General features: G+C 35.9%; 13 protein-coding genes. 12 read left to right on the top strand and 1 reads right to left on the bottom strand.

Going from position 1 to position 26843, the window contains the following annotated elements; translation table 11 throughout:
• Window positions 1-174: 174 nt before the first annotated feature.
• From RB618_RS17000 to RB618_RS16985, 4 genes are all read left to right on the top strand, one after another.
• Complete coding sequence (locus tag RB618_RS17000) at window positions 175-4137, top strand: beta-galactosidase (protein ID WP_308069832.1); 3963 nt, start codon at window positions 175-177, stop codon at window positions 4135-4137.
• Window positions 4138-4224: 87 nt separating this feature from the next.
• A complete protein-coding gene (locus RB618_RS16995) occupies window positions 4225-6576 on the top strand; it encodes a beta-galactosidase (protein ID WP_308069831.1) in 2352 nt (783 codons plus the stop codon).
• Between the two features lie 36 nt (window positions 6577-6612).
• Complete coding sequence (locus tag RB618_RS16990; protein WP_308069830.1) at window positions 6613-9585, top strand: glycoside hydrolase family 2 TIM barrel-domain containing protein; 2973 nt, start codon at window positions 6613-6615, stop codon at window positions 9583-9585.
• Between the two features lie 130 nt (window positions 9586-9715).
• Window positions 9716-11581: a beta-galactosidase gene (locus tag RB618_RS16985; RefSeq protein ID WP_308069829.1), complete on the top strand. Its 1866-nt coding sequence runs from the start codon at window positions 9716-9718 to the stop codon at window positions 11579-11581.
• A 205-nt stretch (window positions 11582-11786) separates the two neighbouring features.
• Here RB618_RS16985 and RB618_RS16980 read toward each other — a convergent pair whose 3' ends face one another.
• Window positions 11787-12632, bottom strand: a complete 846-nt coding sequence (locus tag RB618_RS16980; RefSeq protein WP_308069828.1) for an AraC family transcriptional regulator — start codon at window positions 12630-12632, stop codon at window positions 11787-11789.
• Between the two features lie 179 nt (window positions 12633-12811).
• Between RB618_RS16980 and RB618_RS16975 the strand changes: the two genes are divergently transcribed.
• From RB618_RS16975 to RB618_RS16940, 8 genes are all read left to right on the top strand, one after another.
• Entirely contained in the window at window positions 12812-13726 is a 915-nt protein-coding gene (locus tag RB618_RS16975; RefSeq protein WP_111364674.1) for a dihydrodipicolinate synthase family protein, read from the top strand.
• Window positions 13727-13925: 199 nt separating this feature from the next.
• Window positions 13926-15509 (top strand): aldehyde dehydrogenase (NADP(+)), encoded by a 1584-nt coding sequence (locus tag RB618_RS16970; RefSeq protein WP_308069827.1) that lies wholly within the window; start codon window positions 13926-13928, stop codon window positions 15507-15509.
• A gap of 1 nt (window position 15510) precedes the next feature.
• Window positions 15511-16521, top strand: coding sequence for a 4-hydroxyproline epimerase (locus RB618_RS16965; protein WP_308069826.1), 1011 nt, complete (start codon window positions 15511-15513; stop codon window positions 16519-16521).
• A gap of 458 nt (window positions 16522-16979) precedes the next feature.
• The gene (locus RB618_RS16960) at window positions 16980-18215 is read left to right on the top strand and encodes an FAD-dependent oxidoreductase (RefSeq protein ID WP_308069825.1); all 1236 of its coding nucleotides are present in this window, start codon (window positions 16980-16982) and stop codon (window positions 18213-18215) included.
• A gap of 3 nt (window positions 18216-18218) precedes the next feature.
• Entirely contained in the window at window positions 18219-19520 is a 1302-nt protein-coding gene (locus tag RB618_RS16955) for a Xaa-Pro aminopeptidase (RefSeq protein ID WP_308069824.1), read from the top strand.
• A 1-nt stretch (window position 19521) separates the two neighbouring features.
• Entirely contained in the window at window positions 19522-21678 is a 2157-nt protein-coding gene (locus RB618_RS16950) for a DPP IV N-terminal domain-containing protein (protein ID WP_308069823.1), read from the top strand.
• A gap of 249 nt (window positions 21679-21927) precedes the next feature.
• On the top strand, window positions 21928-25134 hold the full coding sequence (locus tag RB618_RS16945) for a SusC/RagA family TonB-linked outer membrane protein (protein WP_308069822.1): 3207 nt from the start codon (window positions 21928-21930) through the stop codon (window positions 25132-25134).
• 12 nt (window positions 25135-25146) lie between these two features.
• Window positions 25147-26604 (top strand): SusD/RagB family nutrient-binding outer membrane lipoprotein, encoded by a 1458-nt coding sequence (locus tag RB618_RS16940; protein ID WP_308069821.1) that lies wholly within the window; start codon window positions 25147-25149, stop codon window positions 26602-26604.
• Window positions 26605-26843 lie beyond the last annotated feature (239 nt).

Raw genomic sequence — 26843 nt, 5'->3', positions numbered from 1 at the left:
CTCCTCTTTTTAATTTTTATAGTTTGCCGTTATGGTTTCTCGGAGCAGTTGTGCCTCGTACATTTTAATTGTTAAAAGTAGAGGAACTAAAAAATCAAAAGCAGAAAAGTTCTATTGTAGAATTGTTGATGCTATGGCGAACTATCAGATAGATAATTTTAATAAAATGCATTTATGAAAAAAGTATTTCTGTTGTTGCTTTTCGTTTTTTCTGCAAAAACAACAATACTTACAGCACAAACAACATTGCCAATATGGACACCCGATAATGGCGACGGGACTTTTAAAAACCCATTGCTGTGGGGTGATTGGCCCGATCCTGATTTGATTCGTGTTGGGGATGAATTTTATTTTGTTTCTACCAGTATGCATTATGTGCCCGGATGTCCAATTCTGAAGTCGAAAGATTTGGTCAATTGGGAAATGGCAGGTTATGCAGTAGATAAATACAATGAAGATCAACGCTACAATCTACAAGGTGGAGACCGATACCTGAGAGGTTCATGGGCAGCGACAATTCGTCATCATAACGGATTGTTTTATGTCGGGTTTTGTACGCCAAACTGGGATAAAGAAAAAGGGAATTTTTCGATATGTACAGCAAAAAACATCAATGGTTCCTGGACTAGAACTATTTTTCCAGAATACTTATATGACCCAGGTTTGTTTTTTGATGATAACGGAAAAGTATATGTGGCGCATGGACAGCAAAAATTGTATATAACAGAACTAAATGCCGATGCTTTATCTGTTAAAACTCCTCAAAAAGAAATTTACGATAATCGAGAGTATCCTTATCTCGAAGGATCGCATGTGTATAAAGTAAATGGAAAGTATTACATCTTGGGTTCTACAGGAGGTACAAAAGGCCGACAAGTTTGTTTGAGATCTGATAATATTTATGGGCCTTATGAATCTAAAGTAGTCATTAACGATGATCATACTTATCCTGGAAACGGTTTGCATCAGGGCGGAATGGTGCAGTTAATAGACGGATCATGGTGGTTTATCATTATGCAGGATCGTGGGCCAATTGGCCGTACGCCAAATTTAGAACCTGTGACCTGGGTTGATGGATGGCCAATGTTAGGTGTTAACGGCAAAGGAGTGGAAACACATAAAAAGCCTATTGTCAATGAAACATCTACGATCAAAGTTCCTGCTACATCTGATGAATTCAACAATTCAAATCTAGGATTACAATGGCAGTGGAATCACAATCCCAATGATAAAAAATGGTCACTTAAAGAGCATAAAGGTTATATGCGATTAAAGGCGTTGAAAGCCAGTAGACTTTACGAAGCCCAAAATACTTTGACCCAAAGAGTTCAAGGACCATTTTCAACGGGAACTGTAGAAATGAATGTGAAGGGTTTAAAGGATGGAAATACCGCTGGTTTTGGTATTTTTCAGGTTCCTTATGCGTATGTAGCTGTACAACAAAAAGGAAAAGAAAAAAATCTGGTGATGGTTAATAATGATACTATCATAACATCAGTAAAATTTACAGGAAATACCGTTTGGCTTAAAGCCAATGTAACGCATGAGAGCTATATCGCAACTTTTGAATACAGTACCGATGGCAAAAAATTTCAGCCTATCGGGAATACTTTAAAAATGGGACTTGGTTTAGACTGGACAGCCAATCGTTTTGCTTTGTTTAATTTTAGTACCACAACCGCTGGCGTGGATGGATTTGCCGATTTTAACTGGTTTCATTTCAATAATGAAAATGCATTCAAAAAAGAAGAAGCATCAGTGATTCCGAAGAAATTTGCACATCCTGATCGTGTTCGTTATGATGGAAAAGGAATGTATATTGAAGGAAAAGAATTTTTTACCTATAGTGCCGCATTCCATTATTTCCGTTGCCCAAAAGAACTTTGGAGAGATCGGTTTAAAAAAATCAAAGAAGCTGGTTTTAATACTGTCGAGACTTATGTGCCCTGGAACTGGCATGAACGTGAAATGCCAGACAATATTAACGATTATTCTAAACTTGATTTTACAGATTTACTGGCTTGGTTAAAAATGGCGCACGAAGAGTTTGGTTTCTATACCATTGTTCGTCCGGGGCCTTTTATTTGTGCTGAGTGGTCAGGAGGCGGTTATCCGCAATGGCTGGCAAAATACAGTCCGGGAAAAGAAACTTTTTGGCTTCGCAGTGCCGATCCCGAACATATAAAGTGGTCACAGCATTGGTATAGTGCCGTATGCAAAGCATTAGAAAACGAACAAATTTCGCGTAAAGCAAAAGGAGAAAAAGGCATTATTCTGTTACAGATCGAAAACGAATACGATGCTGATGAATCCTCAAACAAAGAAGTTCTTTTAAAAGGACTTTACAAATCAGTTAAAGAAAACGGAATTGATGTACCGATGTTCACTTGTCTGACCAATGAATGTCGCAACAGTAAAGATGCCGAACTTTCTCAAGTTTTTGATTGCGATAATTATTACGTAGGTCTTAATGAAGCTCCGGGTTGTGCTATTAGAATGGCAGACCTGAGAAATAAACAGCCTAATGCACCAGGATTTGTAACTGAACTTCAGGGTGGATGGTTTTCTTTGGTTAATGGAAGATTGAGCGAAGATAATTATTCAGATGCGCGTCATTACAAAGCAATCAATCTAATGAGTTTATTAGGTGGAGCTTCTGGAATAAATGCTTATATGTTTTTTGGAGGAACCCATTTTGAAGGATGGGGAGCCCGTGGCATGACAACTTCATACGATTATAATGCACCCATTAGAGAAAATGGGGATCTAAGTGCGAAATATTATGTTGCAAAAGAAATTGGAGATTTCTTAAAAATATATGGTACAAAATTAATGCAATCTGAAGGCGGACCATGTGATTTGAGTATAGATGGGAAACCAGCTCCGAAAAACCTTTTTGGTGGAGTGCGTATGGCTGCCGATGGAACAAAATTTGTCTTCCTGCATAATACAGATGATAAAAATCCGATATCAGGAAAAGTAACTCTTATTCCAGGAAAAATCAATAGAAGCAGCGAGCCAATTTATAACATTAATCAGAATGGCGAGAAAGTCTTAATTGAAACGACAGGAGCAAATTCAAAAGAAATTGTAAATATTCCTGCCTTGAATGTCGATTTCAAACTAGCTGATCTTGATGCAAAAGTATTGGTAATTCCGCCCGGAAAAAATCCTTTGAAAGGCGAGTGGTGGCCAAAGAATAATACTATTGAAAAAAAGAATTTAGCTCAGAAAAGCATTCGTATTTCAAAAGTATTTAAGAAAGATGATCCGAAAGAAAGTGCGGTATGGGAGCCTTTGAAAGCAGCAACTTCGCTTTCAGAAAACGGAGTAAATGATTTTAGATACAGCTATTATAAAACAAGCATTACACTTACAAGAGAACAGGCGATTAGTCAGAATAAGCTATTGTTCAATATGTTTACCCGTGACATTGTTAATGCGGAGGTAAATGGGCAAATGGCCAAAAGAATAGCTCCGGATAAAGCCGATGCGCAATCTTGGCCAACCCGTGATTGTTTTATCCGTATTGGATCAGAGGTGTTTGATAATCAGTTTGACGTGTCTGGATTATTGAAAGAAGGAAACAACGAAATTATAGTAGTTTATGAAAACTTAGGACATGCACATGGTTATATGCCAATGGAAGAATTGGCAGGTATAAGACGTGCAGGTTTATCGGATTCTACGGCTAAAATAAACTTCGAACTGAAATGGGAAATTGCTAAAGATTTAGGGGGTATTACAGCAGGATTTACCAAACCAGAATTGAAAACTTCTAAATGGAAAAAAAATAATCTTGATACCACAACAGAACTCTTGAAGAAAGGAAACGGAGCTCCAGTTAAAGCAGATCCAACCAATTTAGTTACGTGGTATCGTGCAGAATTTGAACTCAACGAAAATGCTGATGCTGAAAAAACATGGAAACTTTTAATTAATGCTTCAGGTAATGGCTATATGTATTTGAACGGACATAATATTGGCAGACATTGGGAGGCGGGTCCGCAACGCGAATTCTATTTGCCGGAATGCTGGCTTCGTTTTGGAAAGAACGAAAAAAATGTCATCAGCATTCAGCTTCGCCAAACCATAAATGGTGCAGAGATAAAAGGAATGGAAGTAAGAGAATATTGATTAGTAGAAAGGGGTTTAGTATTATAACCAGTTCTTTAATCATAAAAAAGGTAAAATCAATTATTGATCTGTCTAAAAAATGTAATAATGAAAAACACAATTGCACTTTTAACCTTGCTGTTTATTGTAGGAACAGCTTCATCACAAAACAAAACAGCAAGTCAATTATCAGTAAATCAGACAGCCAATTTCGAAATAGGAGAAAATGATTTCATGCTTAACGGAAAGCCATATGTTGTAAGATGCGGTGAAATGCATTTTGCAAGAATTCCTAAAGAATATTGGGTGCATCGTTTAAAAATGGCAAAAGCGATGGGATTAAATACGGTTTGCGCCTATTTGTTTTGGAATATGCATGAGCCAGAACCAGGAAAATTTAACTGGACAGGAATGGCTGATGCTGCTGAATTTTGCAAACTGGCACAACAAGAGGGATTGTACGTTATTTTACGTCCAGGCCCTTATGCTTGTGCAGAATGGGATTTTGGTGGTTTTCCGTGGTGGCTTCTTAAAAAGAAAGACATTAAACTTCGTACGCAAGATCCTTATTATTTGGAGCGCTGTCGCATTTATTTAAAAGAGGTCGGACGCGTTTTGGCTCCATATCAAATCAATAACGGAGGCAATATTATAATGACTCAGGTAGAGAACGAATATGGTTCTTATGGAACAGATAAAGAATATTTGGGTAAAATAAGAGATTATTTGAAAGAGGCAGGTTTTACTGTTCCGCTTTTTACTTGTGATGGGCCTTCACAGTTAAAAAATGATGTGAGAGAGGATATTTTTAGTGTAGTAAACTTTGGAGGAAATCCTGAATCGGCTTTTAAATCATTAAGAGAAATTCGTCCTAAAGGTCCTTTAATGTGCGGAGAATATTATCCCGGTTGGTTTGACTCTTGGGGAACTAAGCATCATACGGGTTCTGTTGACAATGTAGCAAAAGAAATAAAATATATGTTAGACCATAAAGCGTCTTTCAGCATATATATGGCACATGGCGGTACTACATTTGGAATGTGGACAGGCGCTAACAGTCCACCTTATTTGCCTCAGACTTCAAGCTATGATTATGACGCTCCAATAAGTGAAGCAGGATGGGATACAGAGAAGTTTTATGCCTTGCGTAAACTGTTTGCAGGTTATTTGCAGGAAGGAGAAACATTGCCAGAAGTTCCTGCGAGAAATAAAGTCATCAAAATACCAGAATTTGCGACGACAAAAATAGCCCCTTTATTTTCTAATCTGCCTGATTTTATTGAAGATAGAATTCCGCAGAACATGGAAGAATACAATCAGGGATTCGGAAGTATTTTGTACCGAACAACATTGAAGGGAGGAAAAGCAGCTACTTTAAACATAAAAGAAATACATGATTATGCATGGATTTTTATTGATGGAAAAAAAATAGCAAGTCTTGACCGAAGAAAAGAAGAAAACAGCTGTCAAATACCTGCCACAAGAAAAGGAGCCGTTTTGGATATTTTGGTTGAAGCAACGGGCAGAGTAAATTATGGCGGGGCATTACATGATAGAAAAGGTATTACTGAAAAAGTATTTTTAACCGATATTGATTCAAAAAATATTGATTTGTATAACTGGAAAGTTTTTCCAATTGTCTTAAACAATAACAAAACTCCTGACCATTTAAAATTCGAAACAGGAAATACAACAATGCCAGCCTTTCATAAAGGAAACTTCGTAGTAGATGAAACAGGGGACACATTTCTAAATGTATCTACTTGGGGTAAAGGTTTGGTTTGGATAAACGGGCATTGTTTAGGCAGATTTTGGAATATTGGACCTACACAATCTATGTATGTTCCAGGACCTTGGCTTAAAAAAGGAAATAACGAGGTGGTTGTTTTAGACTATATGGGGCCTTTAAAAAATATACTATCAGGAATGGAACTTCCTATACTTGATGCTTTAGCGCCTTCTTTAGTAAGAACAAAGCACAAAAAAGAGAATCAAAAATTGCAGTTGCAAAATCAGGTGCCTGCATTTACTGGTAAAGCTAAACCTTCGATTGAATGGCAGGAAGCAAAGTTTAAAAGTGTAAATGGACGTTATGTATGTTTTGAAGCTTTAAGTGGATATCAGGAAAAAAGCCCTTATGCTTGTTTAGCCGAGTTATATCTTTTTGACGAAAATGGAAAAGAAATTCCGCGTGCCAAATGGAAAGTGGTTTATGCTGACAGCGAAGAAATAGAAAGCGAAGATGGAAAGGCAGATAATGTGTTTGATTTGCAAAGTACCACGTATTGGCATACTCAATATTCAGAAACAGAAGACAGCTTCCCTCATCAGATTGTAATTGATTTAGGAAACATTAAAAGCGTTGGCGGAATGAAATTTCTTCCACGTCAAAATTCTCCAAACGGACAAATAAAAGAGTATAACATTTATATCAGCAAAGAACTGTTTAAAGGTTTATAAGCTGACGATTGTTTAGTCCTAAAAATTAAAATGATTATGTTCAAAATCAATCAATATTTGGTTCTATTATGCCTCTTTTTTTTGCAGAGTAATTTAGGAGCATTTGCTCAGAAGTCAGCATCAAAAAGAATAGCGGTATCTGCTAAGAATCCTCGGAATACTTTAAATTTAAATACCAACTGGGCTTTTTTTACAGGTGATGCCAAAGGAGCAGAAACAGTAAATTATCAGGACAAAGACTGGGCTTCGATCAGTATTCCGCATACCATGCGTCTTGAAAAGAAGCACAATGGAGGCAATGCCATTTATCAAGGTATTGGCTGGTATCGCCGTTATTTTAAATTGGATAAACAGAATCAAAACAAAAGAATCACCTTAAGCTTTGAAGGTGTTCAAATGAATTGTGAAGTGTTTTTGAATGGAGAAAAACTTACAACGCATTATGGTGGTTACCTTGGTTTTGTGATCGATATAACCAATAAGGTTAAGTATGATAATAACAACGTTTTGGCCGTTAGAGTTTCTAGTGAAAATGATCCATTGACACCTCCAGGAAAACCACAATCTGGATTGGATTTTTATTATTATGGCGGAATTTATCGTAATGTAACTCTTGTTGTAACAAACAAACTGTATGTCTCAGATCCGCTCGAAGCAAATAAAATTGCAGGAGGAGGGCTTTTTATTACGTACCCAAAAGTGAGTAATGATAAAGCAGAAGTAACCATAAAAACGCATGTTGTCAATCAGACCAAAGAAAATAAACCAGTTCTTTTAAAAACAAGTATAAGGAACAAAGAAGGAATCGAAGTGGCAAAGGGGAGCACTACAGCATCTTTTTTTGGAGAAAAAGACTTTTTGCAAAATTTTACTGTTTTAAAGCCAAAATTATGGCATCCAGATCATCCTTATTTATATCAAGTCGTTTCTGAAATTTATGAGGGAAAAGAGCTTATAGATGTGAAGACAACAAAAATAGGAGTCCGTACTATTTCATTTAAATCACCGACAGGAGAAGCAGACGGTTTTTATATCAATGGCAAAAAGCTCTATCTGCGTGGTGCAAACCGCCATCAAAGTTACCAGAATATTGGAGATGCTTCATCAAATTCGATGCAGTACCGCGATGCTTTACAAATCAAAAAAGGAGGGTTTAATGCTGTAAGAGCGTCTCATTATCCTCAATCTCCAGCTTTTTTAGATGCTTGTGACGAGATTGGTTTGCTGGTTATTGAATGTGAGCCGAGCTGGCAGTTTTTTAATAAAGATTCTGTTTTTATAGCTCGTACCCATCAAAATGTTAGGGAAATGATCAGAAGAGACCGTAATAGGCCTTCGGTATTTTTATGGGAAACTTCTCTTAACGAATCACCTACACCAGATTATTGGGCAAAAGAAATAGTGAAGATTGCGCATCAGGAAATGCCAAACGATCAAATGTTTACTTCTGATGATTTCTTTGCTAAAGGGAGAAAATTCTATGATGTAAGTTACAAAGTAATTAACGAAGATGGTACAGATCCTATGCTTACAATGCCTTCACTTACTCGTGAATGGGGAGACACTTGGATGGCAGATCCTGAAAAAGAAAATGGACTTAGAGCTTCGCGGATTTATACCGAAAAAGGACTTTTAGCACAGTGCTATTTAAGGCAAAATGCACTTAACGGAAGTATGCTCGAAGAAGAAGGCGCCTACTGGGATCATGCAAGACTTGATGCCAATAAAAGAATAGGAGGTTACTTCTTGTGGAGTTACAACGATTACACAAGAGGAACCGATAGCATCACGGCTTTTAGCGGAGTGGTAGATATAGACCGTTACGAAAAATTTGGATACTATCAGCTTAAAGCCATGCAGGATGCTCGTAATCCTGTTTACGGACCAATGGTATATGTCGCCAGTTACAATAATCGCCCAGATCTGGATTCGGTTATTACTGTTTTTTCTAATTGTGATAAGGTTCGATTATATCGAAATGATGTATTTGTCGGTGAAATGACAAGAAAGGAGAATGCCAAAACAGCTCCTTTTGTAGCAGCCAAAGGCGGAAGCCCGTATTTTAAGTTTAGGACAAATGATTATCAAACTGGTGAATTAAAGGCAGAAGGGATAATCAATGGAAAGGTAGTTTGTTCTCATGCTATTAAAACTCCGGGTGAAGCCGATCATCTCGAAATAGAAGTCGCAGATCGTGGAATTAATCCAATCGCCGATGGCTCTGATATGGTTCCTTTTTATATTAAAGTTTGTGATAAAAACGGAACTGTTCTCAGTAATAAAAATGCATTAGAAACGTATCAAGTTAATGTAGAAGTTTTAGGAAACGGAAGATTGATTGGTGCAAATATTCCACGCGTTAAAATAGCTTCACAACAAACAGAAGGCGGAATCGGATACGGAATAATCCGAACAACCAATCAGGCTGGAGATATTGTAATATCGGCTTCCAGTCAAGGGCTTAAATCAGCCAAAACAGTTATTAGAACGGTTCAATACCAAGGAGAATATGTTCCAGACGGTGATCATGCAAAGTGGGACGAAGAGAAAGAAACCAGTAGTGAGCAGTCATTTTCAAATAAAACAAAATCAGAAGCATTGCCTCCAGTTATAAAACTTGTTGCAAATCAAGTAAGTTTTTCAACTAAAATCGATAACAAAGGATTGGAGAATATTTTAGACGCAAATCCGTCGACATTGTGGTCGTCTTCAAAAAAGGATTTACCAGTTGTAATGCAAATTGATCTTGCAAAGAAAATGATGCTGCAAGGAAGTAAAATTGTTTGGGGAAAAGATAGCGATTGGTATACCTATTCTCTAGAAGTCTCAGAAGATGGCACAAAATGGACTGATGTATTTAAGGAAATAAAAGTTTCTGGTCAGGATTACAAGCCTTTATTCTTTAAGTATGAAAACATAAAATATGTGAGAGTAATTATTTTGGATGTGCAGCCTGAGAATAGTAAAACAGCAATCAAAGACATTGAATTATACGGTGTTCCAATGTAAATGAGAAATTTTTATAGAGGTTCCATAAGTACGAAAATGAACCAAAGTAGACCTTATGAATAATAAGAGAAAATTGAAATACAACAGTGTTATTTCTAAGAAAAAAATATAATAATCTAAATATCATCAAATGAAAAAAAGTCTTTTTATTTTATCTGTTTTCCTTTTGCTGGTCGGAAAAGCAAATGCGCAAACAAAACATACATTTGCTATTAAAGACAGCAATTTTGTATTAGACGGCAAGCCTATTCAAATTCATAGTGGCGAGATGCATTACGCTAGAATTCCAAAAGAATATTGGCGCCATCGCTTGCAAATGATGAAAGCCATGGGATTAAATGCCGTTGCAACGTATGTTTTTTGGAATTATCATGAAACCGCTCCCGGAGTATGGGACTTTAAAACCGAAAATAGAAACGTAGCTGAGTATATCAAGATCGCTCAGGAAGAAGGGCTTTATGTAATATTACGCCCTGGTCCGTATGTGTGTGCCGAATGGGAGTTTGGTGGCTATCCTTGGTTTTTGCAGAAAGTGCCAGACATGGTAATTAGAGGAAATAACAAACAGTATTTGGCAGCGACAAAAGCATATTTTACAGCACTTTATGGACAGGTGAAAAATTTACTGGTAACCAATGGTGGGCCAATTATCATGGTTCAGGGCGAAAACGAATTTGGTTCGTATGTTGCACAACGCAAAGATATTTCGATAGAAGAACATAAAAAATACAGCGCTGCGGTTTTTCAACAATTAAAAGATGTTGGGTTTAATGTACCATTCTTTACATCAGACGGAAGCTGGTTATTTGCTGAAGGTGCACTTCCAGGGGCTTTGCCAACCGCTAACGGAGAGGACGATGTTACGAAGTTAAAAGAAGTAGTAAACAAATTTAATGGAGGAAAAGGGCCTTATATGGTAGCTGAGTTTTATCCGGGCTGGCTGGATCATTGGGCAGAACCTTTTCCAAAAGTAAGTGCAGAAGAAGTGGCAAAACAAACTAAAAAATATCTTGATGCTGGCGTTTCTTTTAACTATTATATGGTTCATGGAGGAACAAATTTCGGATTTACTTCTGGTGCAAATTATGACGGAAATCATGATATTCAACCTGATTTAACTTCCTATGATTATGACGCTCCAATTAGCGAGGCTGGCTGGGCAACCGAAAAGTATAATGCTCTTCGTGATTTATTAAAAACAGCAAATACACCTAATGTTCCCGCAAAAATTAATGTCATTGCAATACCAGAAATCAAATTAACGAAAACAGTTGCTTTAGAATCGTTGAAGAATAAAATTAAACCGGTAAACAATGAAAAACCGATGACTTTTGAAGAATTGAATCAAGGGCACGGTTATGTTTGGTACAGCAAAAAATTCAAACAGCCTATTAATGGGAAATTAGAGCTAAAGGGACTTCGTGATTATGCTATTGTTTATGTTAATGGACAAAAAGTTGCTGAGTTGAATAGTTATTACAAAAACTATGAATGTACGATTGACGTTCCTTTTAATGCAACTTTAGACATTATCGTTGAAAACATGGGGCGTATTAATTACGGAGCAAAAATCATCAATAGTACAAAAGGTATAATTTCGCCTGTAATCATCAACGGGCAAACCATAACTGGTGACTGGAATATGTATCCTTTGCCAATGGATAAAATGCCAAATCTTGCTGAGGCTAAAAACAATGCAAAAGCGGGGCAGCCTACTCTTTATCAGGGAACTTTTAATTTGGCTAAAAAAGGTGATACTTTCCTAGATATGCGTGATTGGGGTAAAGGAATTGTATTTATTAACGGAATCAATATTGGACGTTACTGGAGTGTTGGGCCACAGCAAACCTTATATGTGCCAGGATGCTGGCTGAACGAGGGAAGCAACGAAATTGTAATTTTTGAACAAAAAAATGACAAGCTTCAAACAAGTGTGAAATCGACTGAAACTCCAATTCTAGAGGACTTACAGCCTGAAAAAGGTGAAGTCAAGTAAGAATGATTATTTTTCGTAAATAACAAAAAAGGCTTTGATTTCTAATGAAATCAAAGCCTTTTTATGATATAAGAGAAAGTTTAATCTGTAGAGACGCACCGTAGTGCGTCAACACAAAGTACATCCACCATATATTAAACGCATTGCTGATTTCATTAAAAAAAATCTAATTTAATCTGCTCAAATCTGCGTGAAATCATACAATCTATAAATTCAGTTTTCTATATTGTAAAGGCGAAAGCTGTTTTAATTCCTTAAATTTTCGGTTAAAATTGGAAATATTATTGAAACCGCATAATTCGGCAATTTCCAAAACAGAGAGTTCTTCATTATTAGATAATAATTTTGCCGCTCTCTCAATTCGTACTTCAATTAGAAATTGAAAAAAAGACTTGTTGGTCCGTACTTTAAAATACCGGCAAAAGGCATTTTTGGTCATACTGGCAATCGAAGCAATTTCATCAAGCGTGATATTTTTATGGAAATTGGTCATTACATATTCAAACACAATCTGCATTCTTTTTCCTTCGTTGTCTGTTATTTTCTTTTGATATAAATAATTAGAAAGCGGAGTGGTTTCAGATGTTGAGAGCCATTTCATAATATCTAGAAATAATATAAAACGGGTATAACTATCTGCTTTTTTCAGTTTTTTAAAATATTTGATAACTTTTTTCGGTGCATTATGAATTATGAAACCGTTTTTACTGCTTTCTAGAGTAGGATGGATATTTCTAAAAGTAGGGAGTTCAAAAAAATCTTTTCCGAACGAATTGAATGTAAAGAACAAAGTGCGCATTACAGAAATTACATTTTCCTGAACGTCGCTTCTAAAAACATGTGGCAAATTGCTTCCAATTACCAGTATATCACCTTCACGATATTGCGAAATAGTGTCACCGGCAAAAACGGCACCTTCTCCTTTTTCTATAAAACTAATTTGAATTTCTTCATGCTGATGCAATTTATCATAAAATGATACTTCGATATCTTCTTGATATATAAGGGGATCTTCTCCGGATTTTGGAATTTTGAATGGGAAAACTTTCATATAGTGGTTAGTTAGTTATAATCAAATATATTGTATTTGAATAAAAAAATGATGCTATAATGTTCTGTTTTTTAGATTTTACCACTATAGAGGGTAATATAGTATCATTTTGTGGTAATTTTTAAAGGGTGCGCTCTGTTGTTTCTAGATAATTTTGGCCTTAATAAAAAATTAAAATTATGAGTATTCAATGGAATGGCGTTATGCCCGCAGTAACTACAAAATTTACTGCAGATGACAAATTAGACTTCAATATGTTTGAAGTTAATATGAAGGCACAATTAAATGCCGGAGTGTCAGGAATTATTCTAGGAGGCACTTTAGGTGAAGCTAGTACGCTTTTAGAAGAAGAAAAAAGAGAATTAGTAAAACATACCGTTTCGCTAACAGAAAATAAAGTGCCTGTAATTATGAATATTGCAGAGCAATCTACAAAAAATGCAATTTTGGCTGCTAATAAAGCTGAACAAGATGGAGCAAAAGGATTAATGATGCTTCCTCCAATGCGTTATAAAGCATCTGATTTTGAAACGGTTACTTTCTATAGTGAAGTAGCAAAGAACACTTCTCTTCCTATTATGGTTTACAACAATCCAGTTGATTATAAAATTGAAGTTACTTTAGATATGTTTGAAGAATTATTAAAATACGATAACATTCAAGCAGTAAAAGAATCAACTAGAGATATCTCTAACGTTACTAGAATGATCAACCGTTTTGGAGATCGTTTAAAAATATTATCAGGAGTAGACACATTAGCATTAGAAAGTTTATTTATGGGCTCTGATGGATGGGTTTCTGGATTGGTTTGTGCTTTCCCTGAAGAAACAGTGGCAATTTACAAATTGGCCAAAGCAGGAAGATTTGATGAGGCGTTGAAAATCTACAGATGGTTCTTGCCTTTATTAGAATTGGATATTAATGCATTTTTGGTTCAGAATATCAAATTAGCAGAGGTTGCAACAGGAATTGGTTCAGAATATGTTCGTGCGCCAAGATTGCCATTGCAAGGAGCAGAAAGAGAAAGAGTTTTAGCGATTATTGCTGAAGGATTACGCACAAGACCAACTTTGCCAGATTATAAAAATTTATAATCGCATATTTAAAAGATTGGCTTTGCTTTTTTAGTTTTCAGCCTCGGTTCTCAGCTTTCAGTCGCAGTCTCAGTTTTTCAGTTTCCATTTACAGTCAGGGTTTTCGGTTACTGCGTTTACTGGGGCTGCGACTGAAACTTGAGATTAAAACAGTGGTTGAAAACTAAAATTGCTCTTAATTCATTTATAAGAAGAAAACATGATTACAGGAAAAAATTATATAGGAAGCCAGCTAAAAGCAGGCGGTACAAAAATACTAAAAACGTTTAATCCGCTATTGAATACAGAAAATCCATGGGTTTTTACAGAGGCAACTCAAGATGAAATTGAAGAAGCGGTTGCGCTAGCCAATCAAGCATTTGCGAGTTATAAAAATTATTCTGGTATTGAAAAAGCTAAATTTTTAAACGCTATTGCTGATGAAATTTTAGCATTAGGAGATGATCTTTTAGTTCAATATTGCACCGAATCGGGTTATCCGAGAGGTAGAGCAGAAGGAGAACGCGGAAGAACAATCGGCCAGTTGAAAGCTTTTGCCGATATGCTTACAGAAGGAAGCTGGGTGCAAGCAACAATAGATACTGCAATAATTGACAGACAGCCTGCGCCAAAAGAAGATTTACGCAAAATGTTAGTGCCTCTAGGACCAATTGTGGTTTTTGGATCAAGTAACTTTCCTTTTGCATTCTCTACAAGCGGAGGAGATACAGCTTCAGCTTTGGCTTCGGGTTGTCCAGTTATTGTAAAAAGCCACTCGATGCATATTGGAACGGGCGAAATGGTCGCTTCGGCAATCATAAAAGCGGCTCAGAAAAGCAATATGCCAGAAGGTGTTTTTTCTAACCTTATCGGTGATGGAAGAACGCTTGGAACAAGTTTGGTAAAACATCCATTAGTAAAAGGAGTAGGTTTTACAGGAAGCATTAATGGCGGCCGCGCTTTGTGTGATTTAGCTGCACAGCGCCCAGAACCAATTCCGGTATTTGCCGAAATGGGAAGTATTAATCCAGTGGTATTATTGCCTAATGCTTTGAAAAAAAATAGCCAAAAATGGGCAACGGCTTATGCAGGTTCTATTACTTTAGGAGCAGGGCAATTTTGCACTAATCCAGGGTTATTGCTTGCTTTGAAAGGAGAAGAATTAAATGATTTTACTGAAAAGTTGGATCAGGCAATCGAAAAAATTCAGCCAGGCTGTATGCTTCATCCTTCTATTTATGCGGATTTTAATAACGGAATTGCAAAAATAGAAGAGCAGAATGGAGTTTCAAGAATAGCGCAATTTAAAGGAGAGACAACACCAAATCACGGTGCTTCAACTGTCTTAAAAGTTGATGGAAAAGAATTTTTAAAAAATGCAGTATTGCACAATGAAGTTTTTGGACCATTTTCTATTTTAATTGAATGTGAAAATGAAGCTGAATTAATAGAGGTAATTTCTAAGCTTGAAGGACAGCTGACAGGAACAATCATAAGTGAGGAGAACGAAATTGAATCTCATAAAGGGATAATTGGTGCTTTGCAGAATCGCGTAGGTCGTTTGATCTATAATGGTGTTCCTACAGGTGTAGAAGTTTGTGCTTCTATGCTTCACGGAGGACCTTACCCTGCATCTTCAGATTCGCGTTACACAGCAGTTGGTATAGATGCAGTGTATAGATGGGTGCGCCCAGTAAGTTTTCAGAATTGGCCAGATCATTTGCTGCCAGCTGAATTACAAAACGAGAATCCGCTGCAAATTGTTCGTACAGTAAATAATAAACTAACACTATCTCAAATATAAAATGGTAAAGAAAACTTTTTTTTGCGTAGATGCTCATACGTGCGGGAATCCAGTTAGGGTTGTTGCCGGTGGCGGACCAAATCTACAAGGCAATTCGATGAGCGAAAAACGGCAGCATTTCTTAAAAGAGTATGACTGGATTCGTAAAGGATTAATGTTTGAACCAAGAGGGCACGATATGATGAGCGGAAGCATTTTGTATCCGCCAAATAATCCTGATAATGATTTTGGAATTCTGTTTATTGAAACTTCCGGCTGTCTTCCAATGTGCGGACACGGAACAATTGGAACTATCACAATTGCTGTCGAAGAAGGTTTGGTTACTCCAAAAGTTCCTGGAATCATCAAAATGGAAGCGCCTGCAGGTTTAGTGCACATTGAATATCAACAAACAGGCAAAAAAGTAGATTGGGTACGTCTGACCAACGTAAAATCGTATCTAGCTGCAGAAGGACTTACTATTGATTGTCCAGAATTGGGCGAAATTGTTTTTGATGTGGCTTACGGAGGAAATTACTATGCCATTGTCGATCCGCAAAAGAATTTTTCGGGTGTTCAAGATTTTACAGCAAGTAAAATTGTTCAGTATAGTCAGGAAGTGCGTAAAAAAATTAACGAAAAATATCCAGATTATTTCATCCACCCAGAGAATGATACAATTCGAGATGTATCGCATATGTTATGGACAGGATCACCTATTGACTCAACATCATCTGGCAGAAATGCCGTTTTCTATGGCGATAAAGCAATCGATCGTTCGCCATGCGGAACTGGAACATCGGCTAGAATGGCACAATTGCACGCTAAAGGGAAATTGAAAAAAGGAGAAGAGTTTATTCACGAAAGTTATATTGGAAGTAAGTTTATTGGAAAGGTGGTAGAAGAAACTTCTATTGGAGATATTCCAGCTATTGTTCCAAGTATTCAAGGTTGGGCAAAAGTGTACGGATACAATAATATTATAATTGATGAAAGCGACGATCCATATGCATTTGGATTTCAGGTTATTTAAAAATCAGGTTATAATATAATTAAGCTGTTGGTTAAATTAAATTATTGTTTTTTAAATAGTCCCTAGTTTTAACTAAGGGATTTTAGAAATTGTAAATAAGATGGGCTTTAGCCAAATTAACATGGTTGTTGTTTAAGCTAAAACCATCTTTTATAATTTTAATTATCACTATCTAAAGATCAATGTCTTACGTTAAGAGATTTTTGATTTCAGATTTGAGCTTAGGATAAATAGTATTTAGATATAGCCCGTGGTTTCAAACATGGGTTCCTATAGATTGTTTTTTGATTGCATACCCGTGGTTTCAACCACGGGCTATGTTTAAAAATCGATGCAAGAAAACTATTGCTAAGCAAAGACCAAGGCAATTGATTTTTAACTTAATGAAACATATAATCTAATCCAACAGGTTTAAAATATAATTAGTAGTTCAAAGAACTCTTAACGAATTAAAATTTATGAAAAAAGTTGCTGTTATTGGCGGTGGAATTATTGGCTTATGTTCTGCCTATTATCTTGCAAAGGAAGGTTACGAGGTGAGCGTATTTGATGAATCTGATATGAACAATGGCTGTTCGTATGGAAACGCAGGTATGATTGTACCATCGCACATTATTCCGCTGGCACAGCCGGGTATGATTGCTCAAGGAATAAAATGGATGTTTGACAGCCGTAGTCCATTTTATGTAAAACCTCGTTTAAGCAAAGATTTAATAAACTGGGGAATGCAGTTTTATAAACATGCCAATTTACGTCATGTAGAAAATGCGATGCCTGCTTTACGTGACCTATCTTTATTAAGTAAAGAATTATATCAGGATTTTGCGAAAGAGAATAATTCTTTCTTTTATGAAGAAAAAGGGCTTTTAATGCTTTATAAAAGTGATAAAGTAGGAGAAGAAATGCATCACGAAGGAAAAGAAGCAGAACGTCTAGGGCTTGAAGTAGATTATCTCTCAAAATCTGAAGTGGCACTTTTAGAAAAAGGAACCAATACCAATGTAATTGGAGGAGTTCATTATAAAAGTGATGCTCATTTGTATCCGCAAAAATTTATGGCTTTTATCAAAGAGGAATTATCTCGTTTAAAAGTCGAAATCCACTCACAAACCAGCGTTAAAGATTTTATTTTAGAAGGAAATAAAATTGAAAAAATTGTTACCGATAAAGGGCTTTTTAGAACTGACGAAGTGGTTTTGGCATCAGGATCTTGGAGTCCTTTTTTGGCTAAAAAATTAAATATCTCAATTTCTATTTTACCAGGAAAAGGATACAGTTTTACTTTAAAAGATAAATCCCAAAAACCAAGTATTCCATCTATTTTATGCGAAGGAAAAGTGGCCGTAACTCCAATGGCAAATGATATTAGATTTGGAGGAACTATGGAAATAACACACGCCAAAGACAATAAAATAAATGCAAACAGGCTTCAAGGAATTATAAGCAGCATTAATGATTTCTACCCAGATATGAAAGTGGAAATGCCAAAAACAGAAGACACTTGGTTTGGGTTTAGACCCTGTACGCCATCTGGAATGCCCATTATTGCCAGAGACAAAAAAGTTGTAAATTTGACCTTAGCAACAGGACATGCCATGATGGGATTAAGTCTCGCACCGGCAACAGGAAAAATCATAACAGAAATTATTTCTGGCAAACCGACTTCTGTAGCTATTGACAGATTCCAAATATAAAATATGAGATACAATGCGATTCCGGTTTCTTTGTTTATAGAAAACCGAAAAAGATTTACTGAAAAAATGAAGCCAAACAGTTTGGCTATTTTAACTTCAAATGACGTAATGCCTAATAACGCTGATGATGTTATGGGGTTTGCGCAAAACAATGATTTGTTTTATCTGTCAGGAATAGATCAAGATGAGAGCATTTTGGTGCTTTTTCCAGATGCGTTTAAAGAAGAAAATAAGGCCATACTTTTTGTAAAAGAAGCAAATGAACATACACTTCTTTGGGATGGTAATTTTTTGACTAAAGAACAAGCAACAGCTATTTCCGGAATCCAGAATATCAAATGGCTTCATGAATTTGAAAAGACTTTACAGCTTTTTGCTTTTGAAGCTGACATTATCTATTTAGGTCACAATGAGCATATCAAAAGGGTAACTTCTGAAATAGAAACCAGACAAGACCGAATGATTAAATGGTGCAAAGAAAAATATCCATTGCATCAATACGAACGTGCTGCAAAAATAACGCGTGAGTTGCGTCCAATTAAATCAAACGAAGAGGTTGATTTAATCAAAAAAGCAACAGCGCTTAGTGTTGAAGGTTTTCATAGAATTTTAGGCGCAATACGTCCGAATATAAAAGAATACGAATTAGAAGCTGAATTGCTTTATGCCACCGTAAAAAACGGTGGAACGAGACAAGCATTTAGATCAATTGTTGCATCTGGCGTAAATGCATGCTCATTGCATTATAATACCAATGATGATATTTGCAGAGAGAATGAAATGGTTTTGCTAGATTTTGGAAGCTGTTATGCCAACTATAATTCAGATACCACAAGATGTATTCCGGTTAACGGAACTTTCAGTCCGAGGCAAAAAGAGGTTTATGAATCTGTTTTGCATTGTCTAAAAGAAGGTTCAAAATTGCTAAAACCTGGAGTTTTATCAAAAGATTATGAACTTCAAATGGCAAAGTTAATTGAAGCTGAATTGGTAAAGTTAGGGTTGATTACAGAAGAAGAAATTAAAGCGCAAGATTTAGAAAAACCAGCTTACAAGAAATATTTCATGCATGGAACTGCGCATCATTTAGGACTTGATGTTCACGATGTTGGTTTGTATTCAAGACCTTTTGAAATGGGAATGGTGCTTACTTGCGAACCTGGAATTTACATTAGAGAAGAAGGAATAGGATGCCGTTTGGAAAATGATTATTTGATAACAGAAAATGGAAATATCAATCTGAGTGAAGCCTTGCCTATTGAAATCGGCGAAATTGAAAATTTAATTAAAAATAAAAAAGGATAAGATGAGAAAATATTTGTTGTTGGTACTGTTTATATGCACCTCTGTTTTCGCACAGAAGATCGATATTAACAATCTAAATTGGTTACCAAATTCTCATTCTTTTTGGGTGAATCAAGACAATAATGTAGTCGTTTATGATGTCGATAAACTGGACAAACAAAACACTATTTTATCAAAAGCGCAATTAGCAACTGCTGGATTTACAGGCGAAATCGAACAATTGGTTTGGAACGATTCAAAAACAAAAGTATTAGTCTATACAAATTCTAAGAAAGTATGGAGAGACAATACCAGAGGCGATTATTGGTATTTTGATTTGGCTACAGGAAAGGGAAAACAATTAGGTAAAAACTTAGATGCATCATCTTTAATGTTTGCAAAATTTTCGAGCGATAATGAAAATGTTGCCTATGTTTCAAAACACAATATTTATGTTGAAAATCTGAATTCTGGAAAAATTACGCCTCTAACAACTGACGGAACAGATAAAATTATTAATGGAACTTTTGATTGGGTTTATGAAGAAGAACTGGCTGCGCGTGATGGATTTAGATGGAGTGCAGACGGAAAGAGCATTGCTTTTTGGAGAGTAGATGCAACTTCTACCAAATTCCATTTCATGATCAATAATACAGATTCGTTGTATCCGACAATTATTCCAGTAGAATATCCAAAAGCAGGAGATAAACCTTCTTCTGTAAAAATTGGAGTAGTAAATATTGATTCTCTTCAAACCAATTGGTTAAATATTCCTGGTGAACCGGATAATAATTATTTGGTTCGAATGAAATGGCTTAGCAATGAGTCTATCATGGTGGTTCAGTTAAATCGAAACCAGAATCAGGTTACGATGTACGATTGCAATGCGAAATCGGGTGCGGCAAGAGTGATTTATAAAGAAGAATCAAAAGCATGGATTGACGTGTTTGATACTTCTGCTGGTGAATATGATGTTTTTCCTTGCCAGTTTGTAGACAACGGAAAAGCCTTTTTATGGAGTTCTGACGCAGACGGATGGATGCATGTTTATAAAATAAGCCTTGACGGAAAATCAAAAGAGCTAATCACCAAAACTAATTTTGATGCTTATTTTAAAGCCTATAATGAAAAAACAAAAACAATATATTTTATTGCAAGTCCAGACGATGCTACTCAGCGTTATTTGTATGAAACAAATTTAAGTTCGAAAAAGACAAAAAGAATAACTCCAGCAATTTTTGACGGCACAAATAGATATGTTTTTTCTACAGATGCAGCTTATGCAAGACATACCAATTCTAGTATTTCTAGAGATAATAATCAGAGGTTGATTGCTTTGTCTGGTCATCAAAAGATTTATCCAAAAGAAGCAGACGTTTTTGCAGCTCCAAGACGAAATTATTCGATGGAGAAGTTTAAAGTAAAAACAGAAGATGGAGTAGAGATTGATGGTGTAATGGCAAAACCATTGGACTTTGATCCTTCAAAAAAATATCCAGTTTTCTTTTTTGTTTACGGAGAGCCAATGGCTTCAGTGGCCAATGACAGACCATATTTTAATGGTTTTATCGCTGAATTGATTCCAAAAGGCTATATCGGAATTGCCATGGATAATAGAGGAACTCCGGTAATGAAAGGGACACAATGGAGAAAATCAATATATAAAAATATCGGAATCATCAATACGCGCGACCAGGCAATGGCAGCCAAAGAAGTTTTAAAGTGGAACTTCATCGATTCTGACCGTGTAGCAATTCATGGCTGGAGCGGAGGTGGAGCTGTAACTTTAAACTTAATGTTTCAGTATCCAGAAATCTATAAAACAGGAATTGCAATTGCAGCAGTAACAGATCAGCATTTCTATGATAATATTTATACAGAACGCTATATGGGATTGCCAGACGAAAATCAGGCAGCTTATATTAAAGCTTCTCCTGTAACGCATGCTAAAAATCTGAAAGGAAATTTGCTGTATATTCACGGAACGGGCGATGATAACGTGCATTATAAAAATGCAGAAGTTTTAATTAATGAATTGATCAAATACGATAAAATGTTTGATTTAATGATTTACCCAAATCGTTCTCATAGCATTGATGAAGGAGAAGGAACAGAAAAACATCTGACAGATACTTTTATCAGATTTATTGAAAAAAATTGCCCGCCAGGAGCAAAATAAAAAAACTACATATTATAAAAAAAAGGAGAATTTCATCTAATTGAAGTTCTCCTTTTTTTATGTATTCATTTCTTTTGGTTTTAAGTTAAGTGTTTGATTTTTAATTTTTTTTCTAAATGGTAATATAGTAAATGTGTAATTGCGAAATTGACATTTATAGGGTAATATAAGCAGGTTTTTCGGTAATATATTATCAGAAAAATTATCTAAAAAGCAAAATATTTGCCACATTAATTATAAAACCATTTTATGAAATTGAAGATTAATTTTAGAAAAATTGCAGTGCTCTTTTTTGTACTGTTGACTAAACTGACTTTTGCCCAAGATCGGGTGGTGTCAGGAATTGTTTCAGATGAGAATGGGGTTCCGTTGCCAGGTGTTGGGATACTGGTAAAAGGAACTCAAACAGGTTCTCAGACTGATTTTGATGGGAAATATTCAATAAAAGCTGATGCAAATGCGGTTCTTGTGTTTAGCTTTATTGGAATGCAGACTAAAGAAATTCCAGCACGCGGCAACAGCATAAACGTAAAAATGACCGCAGGATCTACACAATTGCAAGAAATCGTAGTTACAGCATTGGGACTTAAAAGAGAGAAAAAATCTCTTGGTTATGCAACACAAGAAATAAATGGAGATCAGCTTACAAAGATAAATACAGGTAACGTTTCGAATAATATTTCAGGAAAAATTGCCGGTGTAGAAATTAGAAGAAATAATAATATTGGAGGTTCTACCAATGTTGTAATTCGTGGTACTAGTTCGTTAACGGGAAATAATCAGGCATTATGGGTTGTTGATGGAATTATATTGAATAATGACAATACCAATACAGCAGATCAAAAATCTGGAGGAAACAAAGGCGGTTACGATTACGGAAATGCCGCTTCTGATATTAATCCGGACGATATTGAAACCATGAACGTTTTAAAAGGCGCGGCGGCTACAGCATTGTACGGATCAAGAGCTTCAAACGGGGTTATTATCGTGACGCTAAAAAAAGGAAGCAAAACTAAAGGCGGATTAGGATTTGATTTTAGTTCAGGAGTTAATATTGGAGTAGTAGACAAAAAGACTTTGCCAGAGTATCAAAAACAATACGGCGGAGGATATGGTGATTTTTATGGTACAGTTGATTTAGGAAGTGGAGTTCATCCTTATACAGCTACTGACGATGCGGCTTGGGGGCCAAAATTTGATCCTTCATTGTTAGTTTATAACTGGAATTCGTTTTATCCAGAATTGCCAACTTACGGTAAGGCAACTCCATATACAGCTGTAAAAAATGATCCTAACAGTTTTTATCAAAACAGTTTAACGTATATTAATAGCATCTCTTTTTCAGCTGCAAATGATCAGGGAGATTTTAGATTTGGTTATACCAATTACAATCAGCAGCAAGCAATCCTTCCTAATAGCAATAACAGAAAAGATAATTTCAACTTTTCTGGAAGTTATAAAGTTACACCAAAAACAAGAATTTCTACATCGGCAAACTATTTGACATCTGATGCCATTGGAATGAATGAAACAGGTTATGGAGATGGTGGAAATAACTATTTAAGCAGTGTTAGACAATGGTATACAACTAATGCCGATTTTCAAGATTTAAAAGATGCTTACGAATTAACAGGTAAAAATACCACTTGGAATGTGTACGGTCCAACCGATTTAAGAGTACAGTTTCATGATAACCCATATTTCCAGCGCTATAATAATTACAACTCATTAAAAAGAGATCGTTTCTTTGGTAATGTAGTGGTGAAAACAGAAGTTACCAATTGGTTTGACATTATGGGGCGTGGTGCTGTAGATTTTTATCATCAATTACAGGAAGAACGTATTGCTGTGGGTTCTAAAAGAACGCCAAATGGTCTTGGTCAATATTCTAGATTTGATAAAAACTTCCGTGAAATCAATTTGGATTTAGTGTTGAATTTTAAAACGGCTATTACTGATGGAATCAGTTTTAATGGTATGTTGGGAGGAAACTCAAGACGTTCGGTTAACAATTCTATTTATGCATTAACAAATGGAGGATTGGTTGTTCCGGGAATTTATGCTTTGACTAATTCAATTGATGGCATTACAAGCCCGGAAGAACAACAAATAACTCTAGGTACAAATAGTGTTTACGGAATGGCGAGTTTTAATTTTCTTGACACCTATTTCCTTGAAGGAACTTATAGAGTAGATCAATCATCTACTTTGCCAAAAGATAATAATACCTATTCGTATCCATCAATTACGGGGACTTATATTTTTAGCAATCATATAAAAGCTGATTGGCTGTCATTTGGAAAACTGCGTCTTAATTATGCTGAAACAGGAAACGATGCGCCATTTGCGGTAACGTCTACACTTTATCCTAAAAATTTCAACTTTGGACCTGGTGGAGTTCGCTTTTCTACGGACAATGATAAAAGTAATTCTGATTTGAAAAGTGAGTTGACAAAAGGAGTAGAGGCTGGTCTTGAACTTAAGTTTTTCAAAAACAGATTGGGAGTTGATTTCTCTTACTACAAAACCAATACAACAAATCAGATTCTTTCTATAGAAACTCCAACACAGACGGGATATACAAGAGCATGGATCAATGCTGGAGATGTTCAGAACAAAGGATTTGAGGTAACTGTAAATGCAACTCCAATAAAAACAAAAGATTTTTCATGGCAAGCTACAGTGAACTGGTCAACCAATAAAAATGAAGTAATCTCTTTAGGAGGAGCAAGTCAGATTTCATTAGGATCATTCCAAGGAGTAAATTATGTGGCAGAAGTAGGTAAGCCAGTAGGGCAGTTAGTGGGTTCGGGATATACTTATTTAAACGGAGAAAAAGTAATTCGTTCAAACGGAAGATACTTGCAAACCGCAGGAACTGTAATTGGTAACGTAGCTCCAGATTGGATTGGTGGATTTAATAACGTTTTGACATATAAAAACATTTCTTTCAATTTCTTGATTGATGTTAAAAAAGGCGGAGATGTGTATTCTCTAGATCAGCAATACGGACATGCGACAGGAATTTACGAAAGTACAGTGAGTAAAAATCACAATGGAGTTCCTCAGCGTGAGCCAGTTGCAGATGGTGGTGGAATATTGTTAGATGGTGTAAAACAAGATGGTACACCAAATGATGTAACAGCAAGTGTAACTGGAACAGACGGATACTTTTTTTACAATGCTATGCCTCAGCAGGAATATGTTTATGATGCATCATATGTAAAACTGCGTGAAGTTGGATTGAGCTATAAACTGCCAAAAAGATTTATAGAAAACACGTTTATCAGCAACATGGTCTTTGCGGTAAACGGAAGCAATTTATGGATTATTCATAAAAACCTGCCTTATGCAGATCCTGAAGCAGGAGCGTCTTCGGGTAATTTACAGGGCTTTCAAACTGGAGTATTGCCAACAACAAAAGAGTACAGTTTTACCATGAAAGTTCAATTCTAAAAAAATAAAGACATGAGAATTATAAAAACAATATTTTTTGCAGGAGCTGTTTTATGTGCAGTGGTGTCATGTGATAACTTAGATGACATGAACAAAAATGAAAAAGCTTATGAAACTGCCCTACCAAGCGCATTGATGACCAATGCGCAGGTGAATTATGCTTACTTTCTAACAAATGCTTCAGTAAATTCAAATAATTTCAGAGCCTATGCACAGCATTGGTCAACGGCAACTTATACAGATGAGGCCAATTATAATCAAGCAAAAAGAAACTTAGGAAGTTCACATGCTGTAACATTGTACAGAGATGTATTGCAAGATTTGACTAATGCACAAAAAGAGATTCAAAATACAAAAGTACTAGGGCCTGTTGAGGAAGCTGTGAAGAAAAATCAGCTTGCTATTTTAGAAGTTCAGATTATAATGGCTTATCAAACTCTAGTTGATTTATTTGGGAATGTAGCCTATTCTGAAGCTTTGGATATTAAAAAATTCCCGCTTCCTAAATATGATGATGCTAAAACCATCTATTTTGATTTGGCTGCTCGTCTAGATGTTGCCATTGCAGCTTTGAATGATGAAAATGGAAGTTTTGGAAATGCTGATTTAATTTTTCATGGAAATGTGGCAAAATGGAAAACTTTAGCCAATAGCGTAAAACTGAAAATGGGATTGCATCTTGCAGATGTTGATGCTGTGAAAGCAAAAGCTATGGTAGAAAGTGCTTTTAATTCAGGAGTTATGAATAAAGAAGCAGATACGGCATTGTTTCAGTATTTTTCTTCAAATGTAGATATGAATCCGCTATACAATAGTTTAGTAAGTGAGAATCAAATCAACATTGCGGAAATTTTTGTTAATGAGTTAAACGGAAAAGAAGATCCGAGACGCGATTTTTTCTTCGATCCGGAATCAAAAATAAATGGTGAATATAAAGGAGCGCCTTACGCACAACAGGTTACTTACGCCAATTATACAAGTACTGGCGAAAGATTGAGAGAAAAAACAAATCCAGGAGTTATATTCGATTATACCGAAACTTGCTTTTTATTGGCAGAAGCGGCAAGCCGAGGTTTTAATGTTGGTGCCGACGCGGCTGCGTATTATACAAAAGGAATAGAAGCAAGCATGAAATTTTGGGGAGTTGCAAACGCAGATATTCAGACTTACTTAGCACGCCCTGATGTTGCTTTTGCTACTGCAGTAGGAACCGATAAACAAAAAATTGCGTACCAGCTTTGGATCGCGTACTACAATCGTGGTTTTGAAGCATGGACAGAATACAGAAGATTAGATTATCCAATTTTGATGGCGCCTCCAACAGCGGTTCAAGAAGCTGATGGTAAAGTTCCTGTTAGAAATATTTATTCCACATCTGATAAAACGCTGAATACAGCTAATTATGAAGCTGCTTCAACAGCAATTGGCGGAGATTTAATGACAACGAAGATTTTTTGGGACAAATTTTAATTTTGAGTTAGTTTAATTTGTTTTTGAGACCAGCACTTTTAAGTGCTGGTTTTTTTTGTTTTATAGTATTTGTAAGGGATGGCAGATGTTTTTTTAGTTAAATTGAATGGATTTGTTTTTGATATTTTATTTTGATTATTTTTTAATTATATGTTTTTTTAAGGTTAAAAATATGATAATTATGTATTATTTCTGAATAAAATACTATCAGAAAGATAGAAGCTTCCGCGGTAACTTTG

The organism is Flavobacterium sp. LHD-85 (genome assembly GCF_030929595.1).
Lineage (GTDB): Bacteria > Bacteroidota > Bacteroidia > Flavobacteriales > Flavobacteriaceae > Flavobacterium.
This window is presented reverse-complemented; position numbering and strand designations above follow the sequence as displayed.